Origin of the sequence: Roseibacterium elongatum DSM 19469, from assembly GCF_000590925.1 — a bacterium.
GTDB lineage: Bacteria > Pseudomonadota > Alphaproteobacteria > Rhodobacterales > Rhodobacteraceae > Roseibacterium > Roseibacterium elongatum.
Genome location: NZ_CP004372.1, coordinates 3,117,594 through 3,134,518, shown reverse-complemented (window position 1 = coordinate 3,134,518; position 16,925 = coordinate 3,117,594). Strand labels below are relative to the sequence as shown.

At 61.0% G+C, this 16,925-nt stretch carries 12 protein-coding genes, 1 tRNA gene and 3 pseudogenes; 10 read left to right on the top strand and 6 right to left on the bottom strand.

Features of this window, described 5'->3' with window-relative positions; translation table 11 throughout:
- Nucleotides 1-46: 46 nt before the first annotated feature.
- Nucleotides 47-922: a hypothetical protein gene (locus ROSELON_RS15205; protein ID WP_025313164.1), complete on the bottom strand. Its 876-nt coding sequence runs from the start codon at nucleotides 920-922 to the stop codon at nucleotides 47-49.
- A gap of 131 nt (nucleotides 923-1,053) precedes the next feature.
- Between ROSELON_RS15205 and ROSELON_RS15200 the strand changes: the two genes are divergently transcribed.
- Nucleotides 1,054-1,129, top strand: a tRNA-Thr gene (locus ROSELON_RS15200).
- 196 nt (nucleotides 1,130-1,325) lie between these two features.
- On the opposite strand, the gene ROSELON_RS19255 is transcribed toward ROSELON_RS15200, so the two are convergent.
- Together ROSELON_RS19255 and ROSELON_RS15190 are read right to left on the bottom strand one after the other, a co-directional pair.
- Nucleotides 1,326-1,736, bottom strand: coding sequence for a tyrosine-type recombinase/integrase (locus tag ROSELON_RS19255; protein ID WP_084613820.1), 411 nt, complete (start codon nucleotides 1,734-1,736; stop codon nucleotides 1,326-1,328).
- A gap of 33 nt (nucleotides 1,737-1,769) precedes the next feature.
- Nucleotides 1,770-2,869 (bottom strand): IS3 family transposase gene (locus ROSELON_RS15190; protein ID WP_156945632.1). Its coding sequence is split into 2 segments (ribosomal slippage): nucleotides 1,770-2,617 and nucleotides 2,617-2,869, totalling 1,101 coding nucleotides; the frame shifts between segments, so codons are not numbered across the junction.
- A gap of 444 nt (nucleotides 2,870-3,313) precedes the next feature.
- Between ROSELON_RS15190 and ROSELON_RS15180 the strand changes: the two genes are divergently transcribed.
- Together ROSELON_RS15180 and ROSELON_RS19250 are read left to right on the top strand one after the other, a co-directional pair.
- The gene (locus ROSELON_RS15180; RefSeq protein ID WP_051508425.1) at nucleotides 3,314-3,643 is read left to right on the top strand and encodes a DMT family transporter; all 330 of its coding nucleotides are present in this window, start codon (nucleotides 3,314-3,316) and stop codon (nucleotides 3,641-3,643) included.
- A gap of 18 nt (nucleotides 3,644-3,661) precedes the next feature.
- A pseudogene (locus ROSELON_RS19250) lies at nucleotides 3,662-4,293 on the top strand (cysteine hydrolase).
- Nucleotides 4,294-4,463: 170 nt separating this feature from the next.
- Here ROSELON_RS19250 and ROSELON_RS15170 read toward each other — a convergent pair.
- Nucleotides 4,464-5,660: an ROK family transcriptional regulator gene (locus ROSELON_RS15170; protein WP_025313161.1), complete on the bottom strand. Its 1,197-nt coding sequence runs from the start codon at nucleotides 5,658-5,660 to the stop codon at nucleotides 4,464-4,466.
- A 162-nt stretch (nucleotides 5,661-5,822) separates the two neighbouring features.
- On the opposite strand from ROSELON_RS15170, the pseudogene ROSELON_RS15165 reads away from it, so the two are divergent.
- The 4 genes and pseudogenes from ROSELON_RS15165 (at nucleotide 5,823) to ROSELON_RS15150 (ending at nucleotide 11,115) form a co-directional block, all read left to right on the top strand.
- Nucleotides 5,823-6,844 (top strand): annotated as a pseudogene (locus ROSELON_RS15165) (substrate-binding domain-containing protein).
- 90 nt (nucleotides 6,845-6,934) lie between these two features.
- Nucleotides 6,935-7,987 (top strand): ABC transporter permease, encoded by a 1,053-nt coding sequence (locus ROSELON_RS15160; RefSeq protein WP_025313160.1) that lies wholly within the window; start codon nucleotides 6,935-6,937, stop codon nucleotides 7,985-7,987.
- Complete coding sequence (locus ROSELON_RS15155) at nucleotides 7,984-8,760, top strand: ATP-binding cassette domain-containing protein (RefSeq protein ID WP_025313159.1); 777 nt, start codon at nucleotides 7,984-7,986, stop codon at nucleotides 8,758-8,760. The genes ROSELON_RS15160 and ROSELON_RS15155 overlap by 4 nt, the downstream gene beginning before the upstream one ends.
- 705 nt (nucleotides 8,761-9,465) lie before the next feature.
- Nucleotides 9,466-11,115: an ABC transporter substrate-binding protein gene (locus ROSELON_RS15150; protein WP_025313158.1), complete on the top strand. Its 1,650-nt coding sequence runs from the start codon at nucleotides 9,466-9,468 to the stop codon at nucleotides 11,113-11,115.
- Nucleotides 11,116-11,467: 352 nt separating this feature from the next.
- On the opposite strand, the gene ROSELON_RS17610 is transcribed toward ROSELON_RS15150, so the two are convergent.
- Nucleotides 11,468-12,070, bottom strand: coding sequence for a hypothetical protein (locus ROSELON_RS17610; protein ID WP_156945956.1), 603 nt, complete (start codon nucleotides 12,068-12,070; stop codon nucleotides 11,468-11,470).
- A 363-nt stretch (nucleotides 12,071-12,433) separates the two neighbouring features.
- Between ROSELON_RS17610 and ROSELON_RS19125 the strand changes: the two genes are divergently transcribed.
- Nucleotides 12,434-12,628 carry a DUF6538 domain-containing protein gene (locus ROSELON_RS19125; protein WP_025313156.1) on the top strand — a complete coding sequence of 65 codons (195 nt, stop codon included), beginning with the start codon at nucleotides 12,434-12,436 and terminating at the stop codon, nucleotides 12,626-12,628.
- 71 nt (nucleotides 12,629-12,699) lie between these two features.
- Nucleotides 12,700-13,864, top strand: a protein-coding gene (locus tag ROSELON_RS15125) for an IS3 family transposase (protein WP_407059665.1) whose coding sequence is annotated in 2 segments (ribosomal slippage) — nucleotides 12,700-12,953 and nucleotides 12,952-13,864 — 1,167 coding nt in all. Because the reading frame shifts where the segments join, the coding sequence is not laid out codon by codon here.
- A 442-nt stretch (nucleotides 13,865-14,306) separates the two neighbouring features.
- Here the strand turns inward: ROSELON_RS15125 and mtnA are convergent.
- Nucleotides 14,307-15,410, bottom strand: coding sequence for an S-methyl-5-thioribose-1-phosphate isomerase (mtnA, locus tag ROSELON_RS15120; protein ID WP_025313154.1), 1,104 nt, complete (start codon nucleotides 15,408-15,410; stop codon nucleotides 14,307-14,309).
- 390 nt (nucleotides 15,411-15,800) lie between these two features.
- Here mtnA and ROSELON_RS15115 point away from each other — a divergent pair.
- Nucleotides 15,801-16,737, top strand: a pseudogene (locus ROSELON_RS15115) (class II aldolase/adducin family protein).
- The last annotated feature ends 188 nt before the right edge of the window (nucleotides 16,738-16,925 follow it).

Genomic DNA, 16,925 nt, shown 5'->3' with positions numbered 1-16,925 from the left:
TGAAGGGCCTGCACCGGCCTCGCAGGCCCGCGCCACAGGTCCACATTCAAGGCGTCAGACAGGTGACACCGGGAATGCGCGCGACCTCGGCCATGTCCTCGTCATAGGCGTCGGACAGGGCGTCGATGTAGTCGGCGCTCCAACCGGGAAGGTCCAGTTCGACCTGGATGGCCTCCTCACACGCGTAACGTTCGAGAAAGGCCGCCACGACCCGCCGTCGCTGCGCTTCGGTCTGGGGGGGATGCTCGGCCAGATAATCCTGCATGCGCGCAAAGCCCGCTGGCTCCATGATCGTCTCGACGAGATCGTCGGCCCCTTCCAGCGGTGCGTTTGGCGACAGCCCACCCAATTCGCGCAGGATCTCGCCCCACAACAGCGGCGTATCCTCGTTGCACCAGACCGTCACCGGGCACTCGGGATGAGCCATGCGCAGCCGGCGCAGCATCTCGGACCAGGCAACGGCATGGGGCTGCATGTTCTCGGAAAATTCGCCGAAATCGGTGAACCGCGACGCCCGGAACAGCGCGGGGATATGGGTGGCGGGGTCGCGCATGCCGATGAAGAACTCGACCTCGGCACTGGGAAACATGGCGCGCAACTGGGCGGTCTGGCGGTCGATCATGGGCCAGATCTGCGCGCCCTGAATGACGAGGCGGTTGATGCAGATGAACCGCGGGTCCGACAGGACGAGGCGGTCGACATCGAAATCGTCCAGAATGGCGTCGAGCAGCGCTTCCTCGACCTCGGCACTGGCCGCGCGCCCCTTGAGCGCGCGCGCCGTGTCGCGCAGCACCGAGCGGTAGCGACCCGGAGGCGGCACGGCCGTGCCTTCGCTCATCAGGTGGTTGCGGTTCTTGATCAGGGCCTGGATCAGCAGGTCATGGTCGGTGCACGGCGCCCCGAGATGAAACACAACCTGCATGTCAGATGACTTCCCGTCTGCCTGTTTTCTTTTTCTCCAGCCTACAGAAGGGCGCGCTGGCGTGCAAACGTCATGATGACACCGCGCAGCGCTTGCATCGCGCAGATTGGCGGCGTATCCCGTGTCGCACAGCCCCTATAGCTCAGCTGGTAGAGCATCTGATTTGTAATCAGAGGGTCGGGAGTTCGAGTCTCTCTGGGGGCACCATTTAATCAATAAAAAACAATATCCTACATGCGATGGGTTGCGCGGTGAGCTGGCGTTTTACACGCTATGTGTAATCTGTGTGTAGCTGGGAATTGAAAGATGATTCAATCGAACGGCAGTCTGGCGCTTGGTGTTGAGACGCGACACAGAAAAAGCGCCGATCTGCAACCGGCGCCGTCCGTCTCTCGAAGAGTTCTTACGCACAGTTCGCCAACTCAGATCTGGGGCCTTCAAGTGCATTGGCCGCAAGGACCTTATTGCCGCTTTCCTTCGGGGTCTTGAACTCAAGTGCCTCCATGCCCTTCCGAACGCTGTCATCTGTCGCGTGGGTGTATCGAAGAAGCATGAGCATCGACTTGTGTCCGCTGAACTTCTGAAGATCAGCAAGAGAGCAGCCTGTTCGTGCATACCTCGTGATGGCCGTATGGCGCATGACGTGTGGGGTGAATTCGCTCGTGTCTAGCCCGACATGTCGCATAATGCGGGCAAACTGTGATTTCATCGACGTCCGTCTCCCATACTTGCCGTTGGAAGCAAAGACGAAGCCTTCGGTTACCCCTCGGCGTTCCGCTTCTGCCTCTTGACCTGAGACCCGACTTCCGTCCAGCCTTCAGGAGAATCCGTCGGTTGATTTCTGGCCTCATGCGGCCTTCGTTTCCAGTCTCGATTTCATTGCAAACTCCTGCGGCGTGAGATTGCCCAGGGATGAGTGGGGTCTGTTTCGGTTGTAGTCCTCCTTCCATGCGCCGATCTTTTCACGGGCTTCGGCCAGCGTTGAGAACAGGGTCTCGTTCAAGAGCTCGTCCCGGAAGCTGCCGTTGAACGATTCGATGAAGCCGTTCTGCATCGGCTTTCCCGGCGCGATGTAGTGCCAGCCGATCCGCGTTTCCTGGCACCATCTGAGCACCGCCATACTGGTTAGTTCCGTGCCGTTGTCGCTGACAATCGTTCTGGGTCGTCCGCGTCTGGCCATGATCGCTGACAGCTCTCGTGTGACCCGCAGCCCCGAAAGCGAAGTGTCCGCAACCAATGCCAGACATTCGCGACTGAAGTCGTCCACGATGGCCAAAACCCGGAACCTGCGTCCATCTGTAAAGGCGTCCGAGACGAAATCCAGGCTCCAGCGCTCATTGGGCCGTTCCGGAACCAGCATCGGCCTGCGTGTCCCGAGCGCCCGTTTGCGACCGCCGCGCTTCCTCACCTGCAGCTTCTCCTCGCGGTAAAGCCGCCTCAGCTTCTTCAGGTTCACTTGCCAGCCTTGTCGTTCCAGCATCACATGCACCCGCCGATAGCCGAACCGACGGCGCTCGGCCGCCACAGCCTTCATCGCCTTGCGTAGATCGGCATCGTCCGGGCGCACGCTTTGATAGCGTACGCTCGACCGATCCGCCCCGACAACTGAACACGCCCGCCGCTGGCTCACCTGGTGCGCTTCGCACAGATGCGCCACGGCTTCCCGCCTGGCCGCGGGCGTCACCATTTTTTTGATGCAACGTCTCGCAGCATCGCGTTGTCCAGCATCTGCTCGGCCAACAGCTTCTTCAGCTTTGTGTTCTCGTCCTCAAGCGCCTTCAGCTTCCGGGCATCCGACACTTCGAGCCCACCAAACTTCGCTTTCCATTTGTAGAACGTGGCCGAGCTGATCCCATGTTCCCGGCACACATCCGCCGTCGCCAGGCCGCTCTCCTGCTGCTTCAGGATCGCGATAATCTGCTCTTCGCTGAACCGTGATCTCTTCATTCCGTCCGTCTCCTTCGTTGGGACGGACTCTACCTCAAAATGGATGAGGAAACGGGTCTCAGGTCAGAAGGTCAATACGTGCGACGGTTCGTCGTAAACTCTCGATTTCCTGTCTTTCGCGATGCAACAAGTGAGCTGAAGTCACCAGAGCAGCCACAGATCATCGAAGCGCGAATGGCGGCAAGGTCCGCACCACAGTCATGGGCAGTGCTGAACCTGAACAGCGGCTTTGGCCCGGAAAGCGGACGCAGATGCACCGCAGCCCCAGCGCCCGCTGAGCGGACGAAGCTGCCGTTGGAAGTCAGGCTCGGAAGGTCCGCATTCGAGTCATCATGCGGTCAGCTGGCAGTTTGACAATGAGTGGTCCGACATTTAATGCGCGACCAATAGCCCGTCGGGACGACCCGGCCATGAGAGGGTAACAGTCAGGACGACCTGCGATAGATGGAGGTCGAAATGGCTTGGGTTTATCTTTTCATCGCAGGTGCCTTCGAAGTCGCTTGGGCCGCGGGTCTCAAGAAGCTTGGCATTGGTTTCAATTGGACACTTGGCGTCCTGACCTTCTTCGCAATGATTGCAAGCATTGTCGCCCTCTATGCCGCGATGACCCGGCTCCCGCTTGGGATCGCCTATCCGATCTGGACCGGCATCGGCTCTGTCGGATCCGTGCTGGTCGGCGTGTTTGCCTTCAGTCAAAACCTCAGCCTGTCCGGAATTGCTGGTCTGACACTTCTGATTGCGGGGATGTTTCTGCTCGGTTCAGATGCGCACTAAGATGATAGGACACCGAAAATGACGACAAAGACCAAAACACCAAGAAACCTGATCGAATGTCGGCCCGCGCTCATCGTAATAGACATTCAAAAAAGCACGTTCATTGACAACAGCGAAGTGAGGTCCATCGATAACATGCCGGGTTACAAGGATCGCATGATCGCCGCGCGCGATCTGGTCGACTCCGCGCATGAGAATAATATCCCCGTTATCTTCATCCAAGAAGTCCATCGTCCCGATCTGATCGATTTCGGGCGAGAGTTGGATGGAGATGAGGACGTCCATTGTCTTGAAGGCGATCCGCGCACGGAAGTCGCCAAAGAGGAAATGGGATATCGCAAAGGCGACTACATTGTCCAAAGCGACGTTATTCGGCGTTCTTCGGAACTGACCTTGAAATCCTACTGCGCGGCCTGAAGGTCGACACGTTGCTCCTTTGCGGTGGCCTGACAGATGTTTGTGTTCACTACACGTTCGTGGATGGACACCAGTCTGACTACTTCTGCCGGGTCGCTGAGGACTGTGCAGGCGGCTCATCGGTGGAGGCACATGAGGCGGCGCTCAGAGCGATGGAGTATCTGCAAACGGGCGCGGTTCAGGACCGGACCACAATGATCGAAGCCATGTCATCACACGAGTACACGGATTGATTGTGCTGGGCTGCAATTCCGCTCAAGAGCTGAACCGGCCTTTCGTCGCGTTGCGGTAAGCCCGTAGCGGACTCATGAATTGCAGGCTGCGGTTGCCGACGCCGCACCAACAATCAACACGGCTGATGCTCCGACGTCCTGGTTGGATCGTTCGAGATTAATGATGTCGGTTAATCCGGCAGTTCGACAAGGAAGCGGGCTGTAAGCGGTAGACTCGCAGCGCCAAGCGTTCGCGCGTCCGCGCCTATCGTGCCAGCAGTGATCGCAGGCACGGCCATTCCCGTCATGTCGATCTGCTCAAGCTCCGCCCGTACGCCATCGGTAAGGGCTGCGCGCAGATTGCGGGGAAGCCAGCCATCGATCAGTATCGCGTCGAGGTCGAGCACCGTTTGCGTGGCGCGGACGGCCTGGGCGAGCGCGAAAGCCGCGTTTTCGGTCCAATCCAGCAACAGATGCTCGGGGATCGACCAGCCTTCGGGATCCATCCAGATCTGTTGGGAATCTACGCCGTTCTCCAGCAGCCGTCGCTCGAGATTCGATAGGGACGCCGCGTCGATCAGGGGGTGCATCCGGCCCGTGCTGTCGGGCACGGGGAGCGGACCGAAACCGGCTGCGTTACCGTGCGCACCTGCGTAGATCGAACCGCGCAGCACGAGCCCCCCTCCAATAAAAAACGCGACGTGGAAGCTTGCGAAATTCGGCGGGCGTGAGGTGTCGCCGAAGACGAGTTCGGCACTGCAGGCCGCTGTGGCGTCGTTCTGAAGGAAGACAGGTATCGAAAGGTGTCGCTCCAGCTCGGATTTCAGATCCCGCGTTTTCCAGTCTGACATGGCGTCGTTTGGCACACCGATACGCGGCGCCCATTCCCAAAGATGAAAGGGCATCGCGATACCGAGGCCCGCCAGCCGCCTTGCGCGCGCTGGACCGAGGCGTTCGATCAGCCGATTGATCGCCTTAAAACAGCCCTCGAGTACTGTGGTGAAGTCGGGGTAGTCGTAGATCTGTTTTTCGCGCCCGACAATCCGGCCCAAGAAATCCGTCGCTACCAGTTCTGCCGACCGCCGGCCCACCTTGAGTCCAAAAAAGAAGGCGCCCTCTGGATCGAGTGACAGCGGGATCGAGGGCTGACCGACACGGCCGCGCTGCGGTGCGCCGCGCAATATGAGGCCATCGTTCTCAAGCGCGGCGATTAGGCGAGAAACCGTTTGTGCCGACAGGCCCGTTCGCCGCGCAATTTCAGCCTTCGCCAGCCCCGGCGTCCGGCGCAGGAGTGTCAGGATAAGACGTTCGTTACGCTCCCTTGTCCCTTGCTGGTTGGCCCCGTAGTGCGCGTTTTCGTGGGCGTTCTGACGGTCATGAGATGCCATTGGCTTAACGAACCTGATAGGTGAGCGACGACTACCTGCCGATACTACAATCATAAATAACTCTCTGGAAGTTATATATTGACAGGAGAAGCTCGAGCCGTAGAGAGTCACACCATCCGGCCAGGGAGGGCCGAAAGAACAGTGGAGGAGAAAACCATGAAAATGGCGAAATGCACGCTGTTGGGCAGCGCGCTGGCATTGGCGACGAGCGGTGCCGCCCTTGCGGATGCGCATGGCGACGTATCGGCCTGCCTAATCACGAAAACGGATACCAACCCCTTCTTTGTAAAGATGCGGGAAGGTGCGACCGCCGCGGCGGAGGAGCTGGGCACCGAGTTGATGACCTTCGCCGGCCAATTCGACGGCGACCACGAAACGCAGGTCGCCGCGATCGAGACCTGCATCGCGTCAGGCGCATCGGGTATCCTGCTGACGGCGTCCGACACGTCCTCGATCACGCCGGCGGTGCAACAGGCGCGCGACGCTGGCCTTCTGGTCATCGCGCTCGACACGCCACTGTCGCCCGCCGACGCTGCTGACGCAACGTTTGCGACGGACAACTACGAAGCCGGCCGCCTGATCGGCGCCTGGGCCGCGGGCCAGCTCGGCGACGCCGCATCCGACGCGCGCATCGGCCTTCTGAACATCAACGAAAGCCAGCCGACCGTCGGCGTTCTGCGCACCAGGGCTTCCTCGAAGGCTTCGGCATCGACCTTGGCGATCCGAACCGCTGGGGCGACGAGGACGATCCCCGTATCGTCGGCCATGATGTGACGAGCGGCGCCGAGCAGGGCGGCCGCGAGGGCATGGAAAACCTTCTGGCGATCGATCCGACGATCAATGTGGTCTACACGATCAACGAACCGGCCGCCGCCGGCGCCTACGAGGCACTACGTGCGATCGGCCGCGAAAACGACGTGCTGATCGTATCGGTCGACGGCGGCTGCCCTGGCGTCCAGAACGTCGCAGAGGGCGTGATAGGCGCAACCTCGCAGCAGTATCCGCTCGACATGGCGCGGCTCGGCATCGAGGCGATCGTGCAGTACGCGACGGAAGGCACGCTGCCGGATACGTCGCCGGGGCTCGACTTCTTCAACACCGGCGTATCGCTGATCACCGACGCACCTGTTGACGGCGTGCCCTCGATCTCGTCGGAAGAGGGTCTCGCGCTCTGCTGGGGCTGATCGGTCCGCTTCATACATGACGGATCGCCCCGCCGGCCGGTTCTTACGGTGGGCGGGGCTTTCCAACTGCAACAGACCGGGTCGCTCGCCATGTCCGACAATTACGAAGCCGCCGCGAACCGCGACGATCAGCTCGCCGAGTTCGTTCAGCCTGCGCCGACGCTGGCATATCGGGTCCAGAACCGTCTACACCTCACCCCGTCGCTGGTGCCTCTGCTGGTTCTGATCGGCGCCGTCGTCGTCTTCGGCGCCACTTTGGGAGAACGGTTTCTCTCACCCTTCGCCCTGACGCTGATCCTTCAACAGGTGCAGATCATCGGCATCGTCGCGCTGGCCCAGTCCATCGTCATCCTGACGGCGGGGATCGACCTGTCCGTCGGCGCGGTGATGGTCCTGTCCTCGGTCGTGATGGGGCAATTCACGTTCCGATACGGGCTGCCGCCGGAACTCGCGGTGCTCTGCGGCCTGATCTGCGGGGCAAGCTGTGGTCTGATAAGTGGTATTCTGGTCGCCTATGTGCGGCTGCCGCCCTTCATCGTGACGCTGGGCATGTGGCAGATCGTGCTGGCCGCGAACTTCCTCTATTCCAGGAACGAGACGATCCGAAGCCAGGACATCCAGGCTGATGCCCCTCTCCTGCAGTTCTTCGGAACGCGGCTGGAGATCGGCGGCGCCGTCTTTACTTACGGCGTGATCTTCATGCTGGTCTTGGCGGTGGTGCTGGCCTATACACTGCGCCACACGGCCTGGGGTCGACACGTCTATGCCGTGGGCGACGACCCCGAGGCGGCGGAACTGGCCGGCGTAAACGTAAAGGGCACGCTGATTTCCGTCTACGTCCTCGCAGGCACGATCTGCGCGTTCGCAGGCTGGGCCCTGATCGGACGGATCGGCTCGGTCTCTCCGACCTCTGGCCAGCTGGCCAACATCGAAAGCATTACGGCGGTCGTGATCGGCGGCATCTCGCTTTTCGGCGGACGGGGCTCAATCCTAGGCGCGCTCTTCGGCGCGCTAATCGTCGGGGTCTTCACGCTGGGATTGCGGTTGGCGGGGGCGGACCCGCAATGGACGAACTTGCTCATTGGCATGCTGATCATTGCGGCCGTCGCGGTGGATCAATGGATCAGGAGGATCTCGGCATGACGGAACCGGTCCTGAAGGCCCGTGGCCTCGTCAAGCGTTTTGGTAAGGTGACCGCGCTCAACCACTGCGATTTCGACCTAATGCCGGGCGAGATTCTGGCGGTCATCGGCGACAACGGGGCGGGCAAGTCGGTGATGATCAAGTCGCTTTCGGGCGCGATCCAGGTGGACCAGGGCGAGATGTATCTCGACGGCAAGCCCTACCATTTCAACTCGCCCATCGAGGCGCGGGAGGCGGGGATCGAGACCGTATATCAGACGCTCGCCATGTCACCGGCCCTGTCGATCGCGGACAACATGTTTATGGGCCGCGAGTTGCGGAAGGCGGGGCTTCGGGGGACGCTGCTGCGCCAGCTCGACCGTGCGGCCATGGAGAAATTCGCCCGGCAAAAGCTGAGCGAGCTTGGCCTGATGACCATTCAAAACATCAACCAGGCCGTGGAAACCCTGTCGGGCGGTCAACGGCAGGGCGTGGCCGTCGCGCGGGCTGCGGCGTTCGGATCGAAGGTCATCATCCTCGACGAGCCGACGGCGGCGCTCGGGGTGAAGGAAAGCCGCCGGGTGCTCGAACTTATCCAAGATGTGAAAGCGCGCGGCATCCCGATCATTCTGATCAGCCACAACATGCCCCATGTTTTCGAGCTGGCCGACCGCATTCATATCCACCGTCTCGGCCAACGCCTCTGCCTCGTCGATCCCAAGCAGATCGCCATGTCGGACGCCGTCGCCCTGATGACGGGTGCGATGAAGCCCGATGATGTCATCGCAGCCTGATGTAAATCGTGCCCTCCAGCGTCCTCTCGCTCTGCCTGGGCCAAGGCGGCTGGTGGCTGTGGCGGGCCGCCGGGGGCGGGCAAGTCGACGTTTGCCGCGAGCCTTGCTTACGCGTTGCAAGAGGCAGTTCTCAGCACTGCCGTCCTTCCCATGGACGGCTTCCATCTCGACAACCGGGTTCTCGAAGGGAAAGGCAATTGAAGCGTAAGGGTGCGACTGAGACCTTCGACAGCGTGGGGTTCGTTCATCTTGTCGGACGCATCTCGTCAGGCGAAACCGAGCAACTCAAGGGTCCGCTTGGTCCGCGTTGCGGACCGTCACCATCTAATTTTCTGCGGAAGCCAGGAATGGCCGCTTCACGGAAGCTGCCCCGCAGCGACGGTCAACTAGGTGAAAGGCAGCTTTGGGTTCTTCGCTACCGATGTGGGCGGGAGTCAGAGGCGTCCCGCCGCGTAGCGTCCCGCGGAAGAAAGTTGGTCTTCTGCTTCGAACTCAGGCCACCGCTCGCGCGATGCATGGTCGCGGTCGGGTTGGTTTTTTCCATAAGAGGTCGCGTACCCACTAGGGTGGTAGCTATGAACCAGTCGCGTCACTCAGTGACGCACGTCACATGTGTTCGTTCGAAACCTGCGCAGGCCCGCAACGCCTGAGGTGTTTCATCCTGAAGGACGCACAATCCCGCATTCCAGAACCGAAAGGGTTTTGATGACCAGAAAGACACTTCATCCCGCCGCCGCCCATCTCGCGGAAGAACACCGTGCCGGATTGCTCTCGCGCCGCGAGTTTCTCACGCGGACTACCTCGCTTGGCGTCTCTGCAGCCGCAGCCTACGGCTTGATCGGTCTTGCTGCACCAGGCGTCGTGCACGCCCAGCCCGTGCTGGGCGGGACGATCCGCATCCAGTCCGATGTGCGCCCCCTGAAGGACCCGCGCACCTATGACTGGCCACAAATGTCCAACTACTCGCGCGGATGGCTTGAATACCTCGTCGAATACCAGCGCGACGGATCCTTCCGCCCCATGCTTTTGGAAGGCTGGGAGGTCAGTGATGACGCGACGCAGTATGTCCTGCGTGTGAGACCCGGTGTAACCTGGAACGACGGAACGCCCTTCACTCCCGAGGACGTGGCCCACAACATAGCGCGCTGGTGCGACCAGTCCGTCGAGGGTAACTCAATGGCCGCGCGGATGTCTTCGCTAATCGACCCCGAGACCGGACAGGCTCGCGAGGGCGCAATCGAGGTTACCGGCGATACGACCGTAACTCTTACGCTGGAGACGCCAGACATCACGCTTATTGCCGGCTTTTCTGATTATCCGGCCGCAATTGTGCCGCAGGATTTCTCAGGCAACCCGCTCGACAACCCCAAGGGCACCGGCCCTTATCTCCCCGAAGAACTCACCGTCGGTATCCGGTCGTCGCTGGTGCGAAATACTGATCATGTCTGGTGGGGAACGCAGGTCTTTGGTGGGCCGTATTTGGACCGGATCGAATATATCGATTACGGGACCGATCAGGCAGCCCACATGGCCGCTGCGGATGCCGGCGAGGTGGACATGCTCTACGAGTCGCTCGGCGATTTTGTGGACATCATGGACTCGATCGGTTGGGAACGGTCAGAGGCCGTAACGGCCAATACGGTTGTGGTGCGAACCAATCAACTGGCGGAGATCGACGGCGAGCGGCCCTACGCTGACGTCCGTGTTCGGCGCGCGCTTGCAATGGCAGTCTCGAACGCGATGTGTCTCGAACTCGGCTATGCCGGTCGCGGCGAGGTAGCTGAAAACCATCACGTATGCCCGATCCATCCAGAATATGCCGAATTGCCCCCGCCGGTAATTGATCCCGAACAGGCAGTTGCGATGTTGGCCGAAGCAGGCATGTCCGATTTCGAGCACGAACTTATCTCAATCGACGACAACTGGCGACGCAACACCTGCGACGCCGTCGCGGCCCAACTACGCGATGCCGGCATACCGGTGCGCCGCACAGTAATCCCAGGCAACACGTTCTGGAATGACTGGACGAACTACGCATTCTCCGCAACCGACTGGGCCCAACGCCCGCTGGGCGTGCAGGTGCTGGCACTGGCCTATCGTTCAGGTGAAGCATGGAACGAAACGGGCTTTGCCAACGCGGAATTCGACGCCACGCTCCAAGAGGCTCTCTCGATTGCCGATGCAGATGCTCGGAGGGCGCTCTCGGAGCGGTTGCAGCGCATCATGCAGGAAGAAGGGGTCGTAATCCAACCTTACTGGCGGTCCACCTATCGTCATGTGCGGCCTGGCGTCGTTGGTGCGGATCAACACCCGACATTCGAGATCCACGTCTACAAGTTGGGCTTTTCAGAGTGAGCCGTTCTTTGGTTCATCGACCAGGTCCGATCATACTCAACGAGTGGAACTGAGCCACGCGCCATGTGATAACCGCCCGGCGCCGTCCCAAGTGGACAGGCACCGGGTCCTCGCTCGCCCGAAGTAACACGGCAGCTTCGAAGCTGTCTTTAAAAGACATGGCGGATTGTCCACTTGGTCCGCACAGCCGACACTCGATCTCCACGTGATGCCACGGCTTGCATGAATGGCCGCTTCGGTGAAGCTGCGCCGCAGCGGGCTCATCCAGCCCCAAGGTCGGGTTCGGGCCGGGCAGCGGCAGGACGAGAAATAAAAGCGCAAGGTGTCGGAGACTCCCAACTTCCACCACAAGTCACTTTTGGCCTGCTTCCAGCCCTATGAGCTTGGCAGTGCCAATCCTCACAGCGCGATGCAACTCTGCTACAGGTCGACCGCTACGATCGTACTCAACTGCGCGGTTCGGTGTGTAGTTGACCCAAAACCCGAGCACCTTCCCGTAGAAGGGTACGTGGTCCGGCAACATCGCAACCGCTTGTCTCGCATAGGTCACAGGCGACGAGCCTTTCCTAAATCTCAAGACCCGTTTTCGGTCAGTGCCACAGAGGGCTGCGAACGTGATCTGACTTGGAACCATCTGTTCCGTTCGAAGGATCGCATGTGGAAAGAACGACTCTGCGTACTGTTGGGCTTCACGAGCTTGAGCAATTGCCAGGGTTTCGAGGGCAGCGATGCCGACAACCTCACGCTCGATACCAAGTGCTTCGGCAAGTGACTTCTCAAGATGCTTGATACCTTCCAAGCCCCGGGCATCGTTGAAGGCAGCAAGTCGTTGTCGGCCCTTGTTGAGGTCCTTGTACCCAAGAAGGATCAACAGATCGTTTTCGGACAAGTGCAGTGCCAAACGGCGTTCTGCAATCAGGCGGGAGAGAGGAGTTTTTGCGTCTCTTGGGGGCATTCAGTCTCCTTGTTGTGTGTGCGTCGTTCGATTAAGAGTGGCCCAGTTTGAAGTTTGTAATGAAAACAATTCTCTAGCCCAGATTGGTTTGTTACTGTCCATGTGTAATCTGTGTGTTCTCGGGTTGGGAAAGCATGGGAAAATGCCGGTATTAGCGGGAATGCTATAGTTGTTTTGAAAAAAAAATTTCCATTAACAGTCTGAAAAATATAATAAAAATAAGGCCTTGGGCGACTTTCTGAAAAGCGAGCATCTGATTTGTAATCAGAGGGTCGGGAGTTCGAGTCTCTCTGGGGGCACCACTCATCTCGCCAACGCATTGATATCCCTCAGTTTACTGTGGAAACTGCGCGGGCGTAGGACATGGCGTATGACATTTCGGTCCCCTTTTCGTTCACCAAGAACAACATCTACTATTTCGAGCGGAGGGTGCCCCGAGACCTTCGGAAGTACTACTCGGCTAGCAAGATCTCGTACTCTCTCCGGACGCGTTCATCGGCAGTAGCCGCCTCACGAGCCACGAGGGCCGCACAGCAGCTTGATGAATACTGGTATTGACCTTCCCCCTGATATCCGGGCCATTGCGAACTGGAATTTTCCACCTTTGAATGGATGAAGGAGGAAGACCCATGAGGCGGAAGCGTTTCACAGAAGAACAGATCATCGGCGTGCTGAAGGAGAGTGAGGCAGGCGCGAAGACGGACGACATCTGTCGACGCCACGGCATCAGTTCAGCCACGTTCTACAGCTGGCGTAAGAAGTACGGCGGCATGGAGGCTGGCGATACCAAGCGTCTGAGAGCCTTGGAAGCTGAGAACGCCAAGCTGAAACGGATCGTTGCAGACCAAATGCTGGATATGTCCGCGATGAAGGATCTGCTGCAAAAACATTGGTAAGCCCATGGCGAAGCGACGAGCTGTGGGCTTTCTGATGACCGAGCGTGGGTTCAGCGAGCGGCGCGCGTGCCGGATTGTCGGCTTGGCGCGGTCGGTGCAGCAGTACCAACCACTGCCAAAGGACGATGAGGCGGCGATCAAGCGCATGAAGGAATTGGCGTCTGAGAACCGACGCTACGGCTATCTGCGCCTGCACGCCATGTTGCGACGCGAAGGCCTGGTCATGAACCACAAGCGCACGTATCGGCTCTACACCGAGCATGGCTTGCAGGTTCGTACCAAGAAGCGCCGCAAGCTGCCTAGGCGCGATCGCGTCGCGCCGCAGGTGCCGGAAAGGCCAATGCAACGATGGTCCTTGGACTTCGTCAGCGACCAGCTCGCTGATTGTCGAAGGTTCCGGGTGCTCAACGTCGTCGACGACCACAGCCGGTTCTGTCCCGGCCAGATTGTCGACGTGTCGATCCCTGGGGCACGCGTAGCACGGTTCCTCGATGATCTGGCCCTTCGCATGGGCCTCCCGGAGGAGATCATCCTCGACAACGGCCCAGAAGGCACCAGCAAGGCCATGTTCGACTGGTCCGAGCGAACCGGTGTGCGCCTGCGGTTCATCGAGCCCGGCAAGCCAGTGCAAAACGCCTTCGTGGAGAGTTTCAATGGCAAGTTCCGGGATGAGTGCCTGAACCTTCACTGGTTCCGATCACTGCACCACGCACGCGAGGAAATCGGACGATGGCGCAGCCACTACAACACCAAGCGCCCGCATTCGGCGCTCGGATACCTAACCCCAACGGAGTTCCTGATAAAAACCACCGCGCCAGCGCTTGAGACTCTTGCGGTCTCCACGCTGCCGCTTAACACTCAAAACCAACCGGAAGATTCTGGATCAACCCGGCCCTAATCGCGGGGGAAGGTCAATCGTACAGACGCCCCTATGGCATCCTATGGCCGACATTGAGCAAGCCTGTAGGAAGCGACAGGATGCAGATGCTTAGCAGACTGATGTAGATGATCGGGGGCGGAACCGGCGACGCTCAGAAAACCGCCGAAGGCGCAGTTTTCTGTGCGGAAGCCCCCGATCCAGACATCGCATCTGACTGCCTGTCGGCCCCGGAAAGCAACCCCATACGATCCATAAGTGACCGTAGGACAAACCGTAGGACAAGAAGCGCCTGTTGACGCCCGTTCGACCCTTCAGATATCCCTGCAAACACTGAGGCTATCGACGGCGAGGGTGCCTGTAACGGGAACTGAACAACCCTCTGGGGGCACCACCAAGCGACGCGCGCGGCGGTATCGCGGTGCGGTTCGCCCTATGTGTTGCCCGCCCGCCGGGCCTGGGCTTAGCCGGCGTTGCGGCGCTCGGGGAACAGTTCCAGCAAACCGTCGCGGCTGGGGCGTGCGACGCCGCGTTCGGTGATCAGCCCCGTCACCAGCCGTGCCGGCGTAACGTCGAAGGCCGGATTGCCGCCCGGTGTGCCGTCGGGAGAGATCTGGACGAATTGGGTCCGACCATCTTCGCCGCGGCCGAAGACATGGGTGACCTCACGCCCTGAACGCTCCTCAATCGGGATCTCGGCCACACCGTCATGGACCTGCCAGTCGATCGTCGAGGACGGAAGCGCCACGTAGAACGGCACGCCATTGTCATGGGCGGCCAGCGCCTTGAGATAGGTGCCGATCTTGTTGCAGACATCGCCCGATGCGGTGGTTCGGTCCGTGCCGGTGATGACCAGATCGACAAGCCCGTGCTGCATCAGATGCCCGCCGGCATTGTCCACGATCAGGTGGTGCGGAATGCCGGCCCCGACCATTTCCCAGGCCGTAAGCTGCGCGCCCTGGTTGCGGGGGCGGGTCTCGTCGACCCAGACATGGATCGGGATTCCGGCGGCATGGGCGTGATACATGGGCGATGTGGCGGTGCCCCAATCCACCGTCGCCAGCCAGCCGGCGTTGCAATGGGTCAGGATGTTGACCGCCTCGCCCGGGGCTTTTGTGGCCGCGATTTCGCGCACGATTTCAAGACCGTGCAGACCGATCAGGCGGTTGGTCTCGACATCCTCGTCGGCGATCTGGTCGGCCCTTGCAAACGCGGCCTCGGCCCGCTTGCTCTCGGGCTGGCGGGACAGCAGGGCGCGCATGTCCTCCAGCGCCCATCGCAGGTTGATCGCGGTCGGGCGCGTCGCATGCAGCGTATCGAACGCGTCGCCCAAAGCGGCATCCGAGGGGTCACGTGCCATCTGGCAGGCGACACCATAGGCGGCGGTCGCCCCGATCAGGGGCGCGCCCCTGACCCACATGTCGCGGATTGCGGTGGCGAAATCCTGCAGCGCGTCGAGCTGGACACAGTTGAACTCATGGGGCAGCCAGCGCTGATCGATGATCTCGACCGCACCCGTCTGCGCATCTCGCCAGATCGAGCGGTAATGCCTATCTCCGACCTTCATCCTACATCTCCGTGTTTGCTGGTCCGCATGCGCGCCAGCCGCGTTGCGCGCGCCGCATCTGTTCGATGAGAAATGACGACGCGCCGCGACCCCTGCGCCGTCGCCGCGATATGGTGCGCCCTGCAACGCACCTCACACTCATTTGCCGATCGGGCAGCAGCAGAGGCCGGCCGGTTGCGCCGGTCGCCGGATATCAAGGGCGCATGATGGCTCAAAATCCGTCTCCGCGTCGTGGTGGAAATGCCGGTCCCGACCCGCATTCGGAGCTGAACCTACGGGGCGCCTGCGACCCGTGTCAATCAGCGCCACTGGGGCGTTTTGGCCCCCCGCAAACCTGCGCGCGCCGCCATTGCCGCGGGTGGAGTCGGGGCGGGCGCCGCCAGTCAACACATGGCCGATGGAAAAACGGGTTGCCCCTTTCACTCCCTGCGGCACCGGGTGCGCGGTTGGGGCGCTTTCCTCTGTCCCCGGACTCGGGGCATGATCGGCGGGCGAGGCCGTCCGATCATCGTGACGACCTCGCCCAAGCCCCCTGACAGCCCGCGCGCCGGGATGATCTCACAACTCTGGATCGACATGACCTCCATGCCCGCCACCACGCCGCCGTCCGACGCCATGCGCGCCCCCCGCCCCGACGCGACCACCGCCCTTTGCCGGGACATCATCGCCACCTGCCGCGAGATGAACGCGCTGGGGATCAACCAGGGCACGTCCGGAAACGTGAGCGCCCGACATGGCGACGGGTTTCTGATCACGCCGTCCGGCGTGCCCTATGACGACACGACACCGGATCAGATCGTCGAGATGGACCTCGACGGCGGCTATCGCGGCGACTGGCTGCCATCGTCGGAATGGCGGATGCACCTCGATCTCTTCAAGGCCCGCCCGGACGCGCAGGCGATCGTGCACCCATTCCACCTACGCGACCGCCTTGTCCTGCCGGCGCATCGAGATCCCGGCCTTTCACTACATGATCGGGGTGGCCGGTGGCGCGACCCTGCGCTGCGCCGAGTATGCGACCTTTGGCACGCAGGCGCTGTCGCGGGCGATGCTCGTGGCGCTCGAGGATCGCACGGCCTGCCTGCTGGCCAATCACGGGATGGTTTGCTACGGCCCGTCGCTGGCCAAAGCCCTTTGGCTGGCCGTCGAGATCGAGACGCTGTGCAAGCAATACGTCATCGCCTGTCAATCCGGTGTGCCCGTGATTCTGGACGATGCCGAAATGGAGCGCGTGCTGGCCCGCTTCAAGACCTATGGCAAGCAGCCCGCTGCGGATGGCGACGGCGCGGGGGCCGGTGCCGATGCGCCGGTCCGCCGGGACGGGTAGCCCTTGGTTCACGGCCGTATTCGGGCGGTGCGTTGCCTGCGCCGACAGGTCGGATGCGTCCGCAGGTCGCCGGAGATGCCAAGTCGGCTGTGCCGCCTGGCCCCACCCTGACCGGGCCCGTCGGCGCGGGACCGACGGGGCAGGGGACCACAACCATACTGAATGATTTGATTGATCTGATGCAATTT